The sequence below is a fragment of the Pseudomonas sp. AAC genome (genome assembly GCF_000725445.1).
Taxonomy (GTDB): Bacteria; Pseudomonadota; Gammaproteobacteria; order Pseudomonadales; family Pseudomonadaceae; genus Pseudomonas; species Pseudomonas citronellolis.
In genome coordinates this window covers 93,767-106,540 of sequence record NZ_KL647096.1, presented here as the reverse complement: position 1 = coordinate 106,540, position 12,774 = coordinate 93,767, and the positions used below count along the sequence as shown (strand labels likewise).

The following is a 12,774-nucleotide window of genomic DNA, read 5'->3' as shown; positions in this document are numbered from 1 at the left end:
CGGGGCCTTGTCGTTTCAGGGGTGCAACGGTTTTGTAAGCCTAGGCTTACACGTCGTGGTGTCATTTGGCGTCTATCGGCTCGTCGGCGCGAGGGGTAACCTTCTTCTCAGTCAGGACATTGCGCAGGAAGCGCCGACGACAAAACGGAAAGAAAGGGATTCCACCACGGACGGTGGCCAGCACGGACGTCAGGATATCGGTCTGCAAAACCCCGCTCGCAAGGCGGGGTTTTCTTTTGCCTGCGATTTTTCCTGCCCGGCCAACTGTAGCGCGCCCTGCCCGCGATTCGCGCGCAGGGCGCGCTCCTACAGGGGAATGGCGTGGGTGGGGCAGCGTAGGAGATCTCATCCGCGAAGCGCGCCGATATACCCGGCCATCGCGGACAAGGTCCGCTCCTACGGGGGAGGAATACCGTGCCTCCCGGCAACCTGTAGGAGCGGGTGGAGCGGCGTAGGGGATCTCATCCGCGATCCGCGCCGGGACATCCGGCTATCGCGGACAAGGTCCGCTCCTACGCCCTCCGGCAAACACAACGACCCGTAGGATGGTGTTGAGCGAAGCGATACCCATCGCCACAACCGCATGGGTTTCGCCAAGGCTCAACCCATCCTACGAAGAGCACTCTGGCGCGGCCTGCAAGACCTGTGCGCCTACGAAAAGCTCTGCACCACGCCTTCCAGCAGCGAGCGCAGCAACTCCACGGTGCTGTGCTGGCGTTGCGCATCGCGGTACACCAGCCCCACGCTCAGCGCAATGCGCGGCTCGCTCAACGGTTTCCACAGCAGGTCGCGGTTGCTGTGCAGTTGCCGCGCGCGGCCCGGCAGCACCGTGGCGAAGCGGCTGTGGGGCAGGCTGTCGAGGATGCCGCTCATGTGGTTCAGCTCGGCCTGCACCCGCGGCCGGCGGCCGATGGCGGCCAGTTGTTCCTGCCAGATCTGCCGGGCGCGGAATTCCTCGCCGAGCAGCAGCATCGGCAGCTCCGCGGCCTGGGCCAGGGACACCTTCTTGAATTCGCGCAACGGGTGGTCGGCGGGGATCACCAGTTGCAGCTCGTCCGGGTACAGCTCCACGCCGTGCAGCGCCGGCTGGCGTGGCGGCAGGAAGCCGATGCCGATGTCCAGTTGCCCGGCCAGCAGCCGCCGCTCGATCTCCACCCCGGACAGTTCGTAGATGCGCACCTGCAAATGCGGCTGCGCGGCGTGCAGGCGCTCCACCAGATAGGGCACCAGGCTGGCGTTGACCGTTTGCAGCACGCCGATGGCCAGGCTGCGCGCGGCCTGGCCGCGGAAGCCGCGCAGGGCCTCGTGGGCGCGCTCCAGGCCTTCGAGCAGGGGCACGGCATGGTTGTACAGAGTGTGCGCCGCCACCGTCGGCACCAGGCGCTTGCCGACGCGCTGGAACAGGGCCACGTCCAGGCTCCGCTCCAGCTGGCGGATCTGCTGCGACAGCGCCGGCTGCGACAGGGCCAGGCGCTCGGCGGCGCGGCCGACGTGGCCTTCCTCGTAGAGCGCGACGAAATAGCGGAGCTGGCGGAAATCCATAAGCGCGGCTTATCAACGAAACTGGAAAATCGAAATGGATAGGAGCCTATCCGAGGCTCTAGTCTAGTGCCTGTCCGCTGCTGCAGACGGGTAGACAAAGGTGGAAGGCATCGTCATCCAGGGTGTTTTCATAGGCAAAGTCGAAGAGTGCTGGGGCGGCCTGGTCAGCGCCATCGACAAGCTGGAAAACCGCGAGGAAGTCTGGCTGGGCAGCGAAGGCCTGCCCGGCGACGAACAGGCCGACCTGCGCCACCACGGCGGCCTCGACCGCGCGCTGCACCACTACCCGGCCGAGCACTACCGCCACTGGCGCAAGCAGCACCCGCAACAGCGCTGGCAGCAACCGGCCTTCGGCGAGAACCTCTCGACCTTTGGCGTCAGCGAGGCGGATGTGTGCATCGGCGACCTGTTCCGCTGGGGCGATGCGCTGATCGAAGTCAGCCAGCCGCGCTCGCCGTGCTACCGCCTGGGGCGCCGCTGGAACCTCCCGGAACTGCCGCTGGAGTTGCAGCAGCAGGGCCGCTGCGGCTGGTTCTACCGGGTGCGCCGCGCCGGCATGGTCAGCGCCGCCGCGCCGCTGGAGCTGGTGCAGCGGCACTACCCGCAGCTGAGCGTCGCCAGCCTGTTGCGCTGGTACTTCGGCGAACCGCTGGAGCGTTGCGGCCTGCGCCAGATGATGGCGTGCGACGCGCTCTCGCTGCGCTGGCGCAAGACCGCCGCTCAACGCCTGGCCAGTGGCGTGGTGGAAGACTGGACGGCCCGCCTGCAGGGCCCTGAATGCCTGGGCAGCGGCCCCGCCTGACGCGGCGGCTGCCCACAACCTGCCTCGCGCCCGCCCCCGGACGTCGTTTTGGTCCATCGGGGCGGCTTTTATTCCCGGCCGGGGCCTTGCGCCCCGGGGCCAGAGGCGGCCTGCCGGCCGCATCGCGGATGAATCCGCTCCTACGCTGCATCAGCCATGGCGTATCCCATGTAGGAGCGCGCCCTGCGCGCGAATCGCGGGCAGGGCCCGCTTACACCCTCAGGCGAACACGCACCGTAGGATGGGTTGAGCGGAGCGATACCCATCGCCAATGACCGCATGGGTTTCGCAGGCTCAACCCATCCTACGAGGGAAAGACAGGGCTTCAGAGTTCGATCTCGCCGCCCGCCAGCGCGCACAGCTCGGTGAAGTCGACGATCTCCGTCTCCCGCCCGTTGACCCGCAACAGGCCGTTCTTCTGCAGGCGGGTGAAGCTGCGCGACACGGTCTCCACCGCCAGCCCCAGGTAGTCGCCGATCTCGTGGCGCGACATGCTCAGGCGAAAGCGCAGGGCGGAGAAGCCGCGCTCGCGGAAGTGCGCGGAGATGTTCAGCAGGAAGGCGGCGATCCGCGAGTCGGCGTTGAGCCGCGAGAGCAGCAGCTTCATCTGCTGGTCCTCGCGGATCTTGCGGCTCATCATCAGCAGCAACTGGTGCGACAGCCCGGGAATCTGCTGCGACAGCAGCTCCAGCTGGTCGAAGGGAATCTCGCTGCACAGGGTGCTTTCCAGGGCGATGGCCGACACCGGATAGCGGCCCTCGTCCATGCCGGAGAAGCCGAAGATCTCGTTGGCGTAATAGAAGCCGGTGATCTTCTCCAGGCCCTGCTCGTTGGTGGTCACCGTCTTCAGCGAGCCGGACCGCACCAGGTAGACGTTGTGGAAGGCGTCGCCCTGGCGGAACAGGTGGTCGCCCTTGTGCAGCAGGTGGCCGGGCTTGATGAGGGCTTCCAGCTCCTGGAGCTTGTCGTCGCTGAGGGTGGGCGGTGCCAGTCGGCAATTCTTGCAATAAGGCTGCGGCTTCAGCATCCGATTCATCCGGTTATCCCCTGTACGCCCGACCGAACCGCGTCCGGCGGCCTTTTTATCTCCTAAGAACATAGCAATAGATGGGCGTCTGTCACCCCGCGCGCACGGTCCGGCTTCCCCCTGGCTGGGCTGCCGCGGGTCGCTGTGGATTTGTGCCGGGCTGGCTTCATGAAATTAGTTGTGCTAGTTTTCATGAAAAACAAGCATGACAATTTCACGAGGTCGCCATGTTCCTGCAATCCAGCCAGCCCGTCGGCACTTACTACGCCGCCGCCAACCCGGAGTTGCTGCAGCCCCGCGCGCAGCTGACGGATGCGCTGGAGGTCGAGGTACTGGTGATCGGCGCCGGCTTCAGCGGCCTGCACACCGCGCTGCAACTGGCCGAAGGCGGCCGCCAGGTTTGCGTCATCGAGGCCAGCCGCATCGCCTGGGCGGCTTCCGGGCGCAATGGCGGCCAGGCGCTGCCGGGCTGGTCCAGCGACCTCGGCCCGATCGAAGCCGACCTCGGCCATGAAGGCGCCCTGCGCCTGTGGCAGGGCATGCTCTGGGCCGCCCGCGAGCTGCGCGACCTGCCGCAGCGCCACGGCTTCGACTGCGACTACCGCGTCGGCCACCTGTGGACCGCCGTGCTGCCGCGCCGCGTCGGCATGCTCGAAGAGTGGCAGGGCGAGGCCGCGCGCCGCTGGGGCTACGAAGGCCTGCAGATGGTTTCTCGCGCCGAGCTGCCGCAGTGGATCGGCAGCGAGCGCTACCTGGCCGGCCTGTACGACCCGAATTCCGCGCACCTCAACCCGCTGAAACTGGCCTACGGCCTCGCCGGCGCGCTGGAAAAGGCCGGCGGGCGCATCTTCGAGCAGACCCGCGCGCTGCGCTACAGCGAGCAGGGCAACGGCTATCTCGTCGAGACCGAGCACGGCAGCATCCGCTGCGCCGCCCTGGTGCTGGCCTGCAACGCCTACATCGACGGCCTGGACAAGGAAGTCTCCGCGCGCATCCTGCCGGTGGGCACCTACCAGGTCGCCACCGCGCCGCTGGGCGCCGAGCTTGCGCACTCGCTGCTGCCGAAGAACTGCTGCGTGACCGACAACCAGTTCGTCCTCGACTACTTCCGCCTCACCCCCGACCACCGCCTGCTGTTCGGCGGCGGCTGCACCTACCTGGGCGGAATGCCCTCGGACATCCGCGCCGCCACCCGGCCCTACGTCGAGCGGGTGTTCCCGCAACTGCGCGGGGTGGAGCTGGAATACGCCTGGGGCGGGCACATCGACTGCAGCATGCGGCGTACCCCGGACATCGGCCGCCGCGGCGACCTCTACTGGCTGCAGGGCTATTCCGGGCACGGCGTGCTGCCCAGCCTGGCCGCCGCCCGCGCGGTCAGCCAGGCGATGCTGGGGCGCAGCGAGGAGCTCGACCTGTACCAGCGCCTGAGCAATCCCGGCTTCCCCGGCGGCCAGCGCTTCGCCGCGCCACTGGAAGCCGTCGGCAAAGCCTGGTATCGCTTGCGGGACTTCTTCTGAACCGAGCCGGACAGCGCCTATGCAAGAACACCAGAACGAACACCTCGCGACCCTCATCCGCGACCTGCGCAAGCACAAGAACCTGACCCTCGGCGCCCTGGCCGAGCGCATCGGCCGTTCGGTGGGCTTCCTCTCCCAGGTCGAGCGCGGCCTGTCGCGCCCCACCGTGGCCGACCTCACCGCCATCAGCGAAGCTCTCGGCGTGCCGACCACCTACTTCTACGCCGAAGGGCCGGCGCGCGAGCTGGCCTGGGTGACGCGCCCGGCCGACCGCCGCACGCTGTACTACGCCGGCGGCATCACCGACATCCTCGCCTCGCCGAACATGTCCGGCGGCTTCTCGATGCTCGACAGCATCCTCGCCCCCGGCGCCACCAGCGGCGAGGACCACCTCAACGACAGCTCCGAACAGGGCGGCTTCGTGCTGGAGGGCGAACTGACCCTCTGGTACCAGGAGGAGACCGTCACCCTTTACCCCAACGACAGCTTCCAGCTGCCGCCGCACGCGAAATTCCGCTACGGCAACCTGACAGACAAACCAACGAGGGTGCTCTGGATCTTCACCTGAAGGCATCCGGCTGCGCCCGACACAGGCACCAAGAAGATGAACCGCCAAACCTTCCCCGACCTGCTCAGCGAAGTACGCGCCTTCCGCGCCCAGAACCCGGACGTGCGCTACGTCGACCTGATCTGCCTGGACATCCCCGGGCACTTCTACGGCAAGCGCTACCCGGTGGACATGCTGGAGAAAGTCGCCGCCGGCTCGCCCCTGAAGCTGCCGCAGAACTGCGTGCTGCTGGGCGTGCAGGGTGGCCTGCACCTGATCGGCGACTACTGCTTCAACGACGGCGACCCGGACGCGCCGCGCCGGCTGATCCCCGGCACGCTCAAGCCGGTGCGCTGGGAGAGCCAGCCGCTGGGGCAGATGATCATCAGCTCCGACGGCACCGAGGCGCCCATCGAGTTCGAACCGCGGGAAGTGCTGGCGCGCGTGCTCAAGCGCCTGGAAGGCAAGGGCATCCGCCCGGTGGTGGCCTTCGAGCTGGAGTTCTACCTGTTCGACAGGAAACTCAAGGACGGCCTGCCGCAGTACCCGCGCGACCCGCTGTGCGACGACGAGGACGACCAGCCGAACATGCACATCGAGCGCCTGTCGCGCTTCTCCGACGTGCTGCATGAAATCGTCGAAGCCTCGCGCGAGCAGGGCGTGGACGCCAACGTCATCACCGCCGAGATCGGCCCGGGCCAGTTCGAGATCAACTTCGCCCACTGCGAGGACGGCCTGCACGCCGCCGACCAGGCCGCGCTGTTCACCCGCGCCACCCGTGGCGTGGCGCTCAAGCACGGGTACCGCGCCAGCTTCATGAGCAAGCCCTACCTGCACGCGCCGGGCAGCGGCATGCACGTCCACGTCAGCCTGTACGACCGCGACGGCCGCAACCTGCTCGACGGCGAGGGCCAGCGCCCGCTGCGCCACGCCGTGGCCGGCTGCCTGGAGCTGCTGCCGCACTGCATGCCGATCTTCGCCGCCAACCACAACGCCTACCGCCGCTACGGCTCGCGGGTGAACGCGGCGAGCAAGGCCAGCTGGGGCTTCGAAGACCGCGACGCGTGCATCCGCATCCCCGAGTCCGACGGCCGGAACCTGCGCATCGAGCACCGCCTGGCCGGCGCCGACGCCAACCCGTACCTGGTCCTGGCGGCCATCCTCACCGGCATGGAATACGGCCTGGAGGCGGGCAAGGAGCCCATCGCCCCGCTGAACGAAGACCGCGACAGCGGCATCGACTTCCCCCGCGACATGCTCGGCGCGGTGGCGGCCATGGAGAACCATCCGATAGTGAAGGAAGGGCTCGGCAGCGAGTTCGTCTTCGTCTACTGCGAGAACAAGCGCCACGACCACTTGGAGTTCATGGACGAAGTCAGTGCGCGCGAATACCGCTGGTTCCTGTAGGAACCGGCCCATGGTCGGCTGCGCGTCGGCATAACTGCGTTGGAAACAGGCGAGAGCTTGCTCATTTACCGCGCGTAAACTCCGCGCTCTCGCCTGTTTCCGCCTTGTTCTGCTCTAGCTCGCCGGCCCTGGGCCGGTTCCGGTATTCAAGGAAGCGGCGGGGAGGGTAACCCCGCCGCGGCGTCCGCTGTGTGGGCGGACGCAAGGCATGGAATGCCTGGAGGGAAAGCCGCGCTGCCGGGCGGGTAGCCCCCTCGACGAGGGCGGTAGCGCGGTTCGCGCCGCAAGGGCGCGGGTGTCGCTGGCGGCGGCCGGGTAGGGCCGCCGCCGTCGCATCAGCCGATGGTCATCAGGCTGGCGTTGCCGCCGGCGGCCGCGGTGTTCACGCTCAGGGCGTGCTCCACCAGCAGGCGTTCCAGCGGTACGTCGGTTTCACCCTTGCCCAGGCCGTGCACGCCGACGATCGCGCCCTTGCGCTTGGCGGCCTGTTCGCACACCTCGCGCAGCTGGTCGGAATCGCCGTGGTGCAGGATGGCGTCGAAGGCGGCTTCGGCGGCGGTCCAGTCGTTGACCAGTTCGATACGCTTCTGCACTTCCTTCGGCAGGCTGTCGCGCAGCTCGCGCTGGCTTGCCGGCCAGACCGCCAGGCTGCCCACCGCCAGGGTGGCGGCCAGTTGCACCAGCAGGTCGGCACGCTCCTCGGCAATGTTCAGCACACGCTCGCGCGGCAGCAGGGTGTAGGTGTTGCGCTCGCCAGTCGGGCCGGTCAGCACGTGGCAGGCATAGCTCTGCGCCAGGCTGGCGAACTCGTCCGCCACCTTCGCCAGTTCCGGCTCCTGCTTGGCCGCCCAGTCGCGCAGGGCTTGCAGGGCCTTCTCGCGCTCGGCCGGGCGCGGCAGGGCCTGCACGTTGTCGCCGGCCAGCTGCCTGGCCACCGCATCGCGCGGGCGGGTCGACAGCAGGCGGAACAGGTACAGCGGGCCGCCGGCCTTCGGGCCGGTGCCGGACAGGCCTTCGCCGCCGAAGGGCTGCACGCCGACCACGGCGCCGACGATGTTGCGGTTCACGTACAGGTTGCCGACGTGGGCGTTGCCCACCACCTGGCTGATGGTCTCGTCGATGCGGGTGTGCACGCCGAGGGTCAGGCCGTAGCCGGAGGCGTTGATCTGCGCCAGCAACTGGTCCAGGTCGGAACGCTCGTAGCGCACCAGGTGCAGCACCGGGCCGAAGATTTCGCGCTTGAGCTCGTCGAAGCTGTCCAGCTCGATCAGCGTCGGCACCACGAAGGTGCCGCGCTTGAGCGCGTCGCCGTTGACCCGCGCGGCCTGGAAGACCTTGCGGCCCTTGTCGCGCATGGCCTGGATGTGGCGGTCGATGTTGCCCTTGGCCTCGGCGTCGATCACCGGGCCGATGTCCACGTTCAGGTGCTCCGGCGAGCCAATGGTGTATTCGGCCATGGCGCCCTTGAGCATCTGCACCACGCGGTCGGCCACGTCGGCCTGCACGCACAGCACGCGCAGGGCCGAGCAGCGCTGGCCGGCGCTGTCGAAGGCGGAGTTGATCACGTCCACCACCACCTGCTCGGCCAGCGCCGAGGAGTCGACGATCATCGCGTTCATCCCGCCGGTCTCGGCGATCAGCGGAATGGCGCGGCCCTGGGCGTCCAGGCGGCCGGCGATGTTGCGCTGGAGGATGCCGGCCACCTCGGTGGAGCCGGTGAACATCACGCCGCGCACGCGCTCGTCGCCGACCAGGCGCGCGCCAACGGTTTCGCCACGGCCCGGCAGCAGTTGCAGCACGCCGGCCGGCACGCCGGCTTCGAGCAGGATGCGCACGGCCTGGGCGGCGATCAGCGGGGTCTGCTCGGCCGGCTTGGCCAGCACGGTGTTGCCGGCGGCCAGGGCGGCGGCCACCTGGCCGCTGAAGATCGCCAGCGGGAAGTTCCACGGGCTGATGCACACCACCGGGCCCAGCGGGCGGTGGCTGTCGTTGGAGAAGGTACGGGCCTGGGCCGCGTAGTAGCGCAGGAAGTCCACCGCCTCGCGCACCTCGGCGATGGCGTTGGCGAAGGTCTTGCCGGATTCGCGCACCAGCAGGCCCATCAGCTGCTGCATCTCGCCTTCCATCTGGTCGGCGGCGCGCTCCAGCACGGCGGCGCGCTCTTCCGGCAGGGTGGACTGCCAGATCGGCCCGCTGGCCTGGGCGCTGAGCAGGGCGTTGTTCACGTCCGCCTCGCTGGCCTCGTGTACCTGGCCGACGATGTCGCGGTGGTCGGCCGGGTTCTTCACCGGCTCGGCCGCGGCGGGCGCCGGGGCGTCGCCGCCGAGCACCGGCTGGGCGACGTAGGCCTGGTTGGTGCTGGTCAGCAGCGCCGAGGAGAGCGAGCCCAGGCGGTGTTCGTTGGCCAGGTCCAGGCCGGCGGAGTTGGCCCGGCCTTCGCCATACAGGTCACGCGGCAGCGGGATGCGCGGGTGCGGCAGACCGAGGGTGCCTTCCTGGGCGGCCATCTGCTCGACCTGCTGCACCGGGTCGGTCACCAGGTCCTGCAGCGAGATGCTGTGGTCGGCGATGCGGTTGACGAAGCTGGTGTTGGCGCCGTTTTCCAGCAGGCGGCGCACCAGGTAGGCCAGCAGCGTCTCGTGGCTGCCCACCGGAGCGTAGATGCGGCACGGGCGGTTGAACTTGCCGTCGGCGACCTTGCCCACCACCTGCTCGTACAGCGGCTCGCCCATGCCGTGCAGGCACTGGAACTCGTACTGGCCGGGGTAGTAGTTCTGCCCGGCGATCTGGTAGATGGCCGACAGCGAATGGGCGTTGTGGGTGGCGAACTGCGGGTAGATGGCCTCCGGCACCGCCAGCAGCTTGCGCGCGCAGGCGATGTAGGAAACGTCGGTGTAGGGCTTGCGGGTGTAGACCGGGTAGCCCTCCAGGCCGTTGACCTGGGCCAGCTTGATCTCGCTGTCCCAGTAGGCGCCCTTCACCAGGCGGATCATCAGGCGGTGGCGGCTGCGCTTGGCCAGGTCGATCACGTAGTCGATCACGTAAGGGCAGCGCTTCTGGTAGGCCTGGATGACGAAGCCGATGCCGTTCCAGCCGCTCAGCGACGGCTCGAAGCACAGGCGCTCCAGCAGGTCGAGGGAGATTTCCAGGCGGTCGGCTTCCTCGGCGTCGATGTTGATGCCGATGTCGTACTGCTTGGCCATCTGCGTCAGGCCCAGCAGGGTCGGGTACAGCTCGTCCATCACCCGGTCGTACTGCGCGCGGCTGTAGCGCGGGTGCAGCGCCGAGAGCTTGATGGAGATGCCCGGGCCTTCGTAGATGCCGCGGCCGTGGGAGGCCTTGCCGATGGCGTGGATGGCCTGCTCGTAGGAGGCCAGGTAGCGCTTGGCGTCATCAAAGGTGAGTGCGGCTTCGCCGAGCATGTCGTAGGAATAGCGGAAGCCGCGGCTTTCCATGTTCGCGGCGTTGGCCAGGGCCTCGCCGATGGTCTCGCCGGTGACGAACTGCTCGCCCATCAGGCGCATGGCCATGTCCACGCCCTTGCGGATCAGCGGCTCGCCGCTCTTGCCGATGATGCGGTTGAGCGAGGAGGTCATGCCCGCCTCGGTGTGGGTGGACACCAGCTTGCCGGTGATCAGCAGGCCCCAGGACGCGGCGTTGACGAACATCGACGGGCTCTGGCCCAGGTGCTGGCTCCAGTTGCCGTTGCTGATCTTGTCGCGGATCAGCGCGTCGCGGGTGGCCTTGTCCGGAATGCGCAGCAGCGCCTCGGCCAGGCACATCAGCGCCACGCCCTCCTGGGACGACAGCGAGAACTCCTGCAGCAGGCCCTGCACCAGGCCCTGGCGGCCGCCGGCGCTCTTCTGGTTGCGCAGCTTCTCGGCGATGCCCAGGGCCATCTTGTTGGCGGCCTCGGCTTTGTCCTGCGGCAGGCGGGCCTGCTCCAGCAGCATCGGCAGCGCTTCGGTTTCCGGGCGGCGGTAGGCGGAAGTGATGGCGGCGCGCAGCACCGACTGCGGCAGGATGCTTTCGGCGAAGTCCAGGAACACCTGCAGGCCCTGCTCGTTCAGCGCCTCCAGCGATTCCTCGCCGGCCGCGGCGGCCAGGCCGGACTGCGCGGCGGGGGAAAGGCCACCCTCGATCTGCTCCAGATAGTTGAAGATCGCCTGCTTGATGATCCAGTGCGGCGTGCGCTCGATGGCTTGTGCGGCTTGCTTCAGACGTTCACGGGTGGCGTCGTCCAGCTTCACGCCAAGGGTGGTGGTGGCCATGGTTGTACCTGTTATTGAAAGTGGGCACGGCGGAAATGTGGCGAGAATTTAAACGCCGGACGACAAAGGTGCAACCAGGTGCAACCAGCCATTGGTCGAAGCCGACGGACTGTGTAGAAAGGTGACCATGCTGGCGGATGCAGCGGATGCCCGGCGATCGCTGCAAGAAGCGGACCTTGCCTTGCATTTTAGGAGAGCGGGCATCTGCGCGCTGGGGCGGGAGCGGGGTTGCACCTTTTCGGTACGCAGCGGCCTGGCCCTGCCCGCAACCATGGCCCGCAAAAGGATTGAACGCCAGCGAAGCGGCCGTGGTCGATGCTGGTGTCAGTAGCCACAGTTACAAGGAGCGCCCGCCATGGACCTGATCCGCATCCTCATCGCCATCATTCTCCCGCCCCTGGGCGTGTTCCTCCAGGTCGGCTTCGGCGGGGCGTTCTGGCTGAACATCCTGCTGACGCTGCTGGGGTACATCCCGGGCATCGTGCATGCGGTTTACATCATTGCGAAGCGGTGAGGCGGGGCTCGGTCAAGGCTGTCGGCGCTAGAGCGAGGCCCGGCAGCCCTCTCCCTGAAGGGAGAGGGGACCGTTGGGCAGAGCGGGCGTTTTGGAGTTAGTCGGTTAGCCAGGTAGGTTCCGGCTGAAACCATTATCTCTCTCGGCACGGACAAGCCCCCTCTCCCTTCAGGGAGAGGGCTGGGGAGAGGGAGCCCAAGTCAAAGACCACACCAGAGCCAACCCTGGCGCCCCGTAGGATGGCGTTGAGCGCAGCGATACCCATCACCATGCATACCGCCCAACCCTACGACTCCCGCCGAACCTCCCGCTCCATCAACCCCACCGCATCCCCAAACCGCACCCACAACTTCCCCTGCCAATCCAGCACGCTCAACTGCTGCCCCTGCACCCGCTTCACCCTTCGCCGCGGCAAATCCGGATCACTCTGCCGCGCATCCCGCAACGCCGGCACCACCTCATTGCTCAACCACTGCCGCAAGCCCCGGTTCTCCGGGTGATAGAAATGCACCATCAGCAGCGCATACACGCCGCTCTCGCTGACCAGCCACTCACGCGTCACCTCGCCGCCAGCCACCTGCAGACACTCGAACCGCTGCTGGTCGGCATCCAGTTTGTGGATAACCCGCGTGGACACATGGCTGTTGGTCAGCCGCGCCAGGTCGCGCCCGACGAACCACGCCTGGTTTTCGATCAGCACCGCCCGCAGGGGCCGGCGATGGCGCAGGAAAACCGAAGGGACGAGGACGGAATCGGAAGTAGAAGAAAGGCTCATGCTGTCGCTCCTTGCTGCATCGAAGAAGCCGCCACCCAGGCAATCCGGAGAAGGGAGGCGGACCGTGCAAGGGTGGAAAACCGGATAACGAGTAAGCCGGCCGGGCAAACGCCCGCCTCGCACGGTCCGCCAAAAGCGTACAGGGCACTACCGGCACGTCGTGCCTACTTCGCCCTGAAAGAGTGGACCGCTCGTTAATCAGGTTTCCACACCTGGCCACGTCTGATCCGTGGCAGGTGGAACGCTACGCAGCCGTCTTGTAAGACGGCAACGCCAATGCCTCGCAGGAAACTTCCCTGTTTTCAGCTCCCGCCAACCCCCTCGCACCGCCCAAAGCCTCGGCACTCTTCAATTGCGGCGGAGCGCCTGACG

The 12,774-nt window shown here is 67.6% G+C and carries 9 protein-coding genes; 5 read left to right on the top strand and 4 right to left on the bottom strand.

Features of this window, described 5'->3' with window-relative positions:
* Window positions 1-651 precede the first annotated feature (651 nt).
* Window positions 652-1,542 (bottom strand): LysR family transcriptional regulator, encoded by an 891-nt coding sequence (locus FG99_RS10320; RefSeq protein ID WP_009615504.1) that lies wholly within the window; start codon window positions 1,540-1,542, stop codon window positions 652-654.
* A 100-nt stretch (window positions 1,543-1,642) separates the two neighbouring features.
* Between FG99_RS10320 and FG99_RS10315 the strand changes: the two genes are divergently transcribed.
* The gene (locus FG99_RS10315) at window positions 1,643-2,344 is read left to right on the top strand and encodes an MOSC domain-containing protein (RefSeq protein ID WP_043269341.1); all 702 of its coding nucleotides are present in this window, start codon (window positions 1,643-1,645) and stop codon (window positions 2,342-2,344) included.
* Between the two features lie 325 nt (window positions 2,345-2,669).
* Here FG99_RS10315 and FG99_RS10310 read toward each other — a convergent pair whose 3' ends face one another.
* The gene (locus FG99_RS10310; protein ID WP_009615508.1) at window positions 2,670-3,371 is read right to left on the bottom strand and encodes a transcriptional regulator FNR; all 702 of its coding nucleotides are present in this window, start codon (window positions 3,369-3,371) and stop codon (window positions 2,670-2,672) included.
* 227 nt (window positions 3,372-3,598) lie between these two features.
* Between FG99_RS10310 and FG99_RS10305 the strand changes: the two genes are divergently transcribed.
* Genes FG99_RS10305 through FG99_RS10295 form a run of 3 tightly spaced genes read left to right on the top strand, consistent with a single transcriptional unit; the run spans window position 3,599 to window position 6,842 of the window.
* On the top strand, window positions 3,599-4,888 hold the full coding sequence (locus tag FG99_RS10305) for an NAD(P)/FAD-dependent oxidoreductase (RefSeq protein WP_043269338.1): 1,290 nt from the start codon (window positions 3,599-3,601) through the stop codon (window positions 4,886-4,888).
* 19 nt (window positions 4,889-4,907) lie between these two features.
* A complete protein-coding gene (locus FG99_RS10300) occupies window positions 4,908-5,456 on the top strand; it encodes a helix-turn-helix domain-containing protein (RefSeq protein ID WP_043269336.1) in 549 nt (182 codons plus the stop codon).
* Window positions 5,457-5,492: 36 nt separating this feature from the next.
* The gene (locus FG99_RS10295) at window positions 5,493-6,842 is read left to right on the top strand and encodes a glutamine synthetase family protein (RefSeq protein WP_043269334.1); all 1,350 of its coding nucleotides are present in this window, start codon (window positions 5,493-5,495) and stop codon (window positions 6,840-6,842) included.
* A 335-nt stretch (window positions 6,843-7,177) separates the two neighbouring features.
* On the opposite strand, the gene putA is transcribed toward FG99_RS10295, so the two are convergent.
* A complete protein-coding gene (gene putA / locus FG99_RS10290; RefSeq protein WP_043269332.1) occupies window positions 7,178-11,113 on the bottom strand; it encodes a trifunctional transcriptional regulator/proline dehydrogenase/L-glutamate gamma-semialdehyde dehydrogenase in 3,936 nt (1,311 codons plus the stop codon).
* A 355-nt stretch (window positions 11,114-11,468) separates the two neighbouring features.
* On the opposite strand from putA, the gene FG99_RS31295 reads away from it, so the two are divergent.
* Window positions 11,469-11,627 carry a YqaE/Pmp3 family membrane protein gene (locus tag FG99_RS31295; RefSeq protein ID WP_009615518.1) on the top strand — a complete coding sequence of 53 codons (159 nt, stop codon included), beginning with the start codon at window positions 11,469-11,471 and terminating at the stop codon, window positions 11,625-11,627.
* Window positions 11,628-11,913: 286 nt separating this feature from the next.
* On the opposite strand, the gene FG99_RS33080 is transcribed toward FG99_RS31295, so the two are convergent.
* The gene (locus FG99_RS33080; protein WP_009615520.1) at window positions 11,914-12,402 is read right to left on the bottom strand and encodes a BRO-N domain-containing protein; all 489 of its coding nucleotides are present in this window, start codon (window positions 12,400-12,402) and stop codon (window positions 11,914-11,916) included.
* Window positions 12,403-12,774 lie beyond the last annotated feature (372 nt).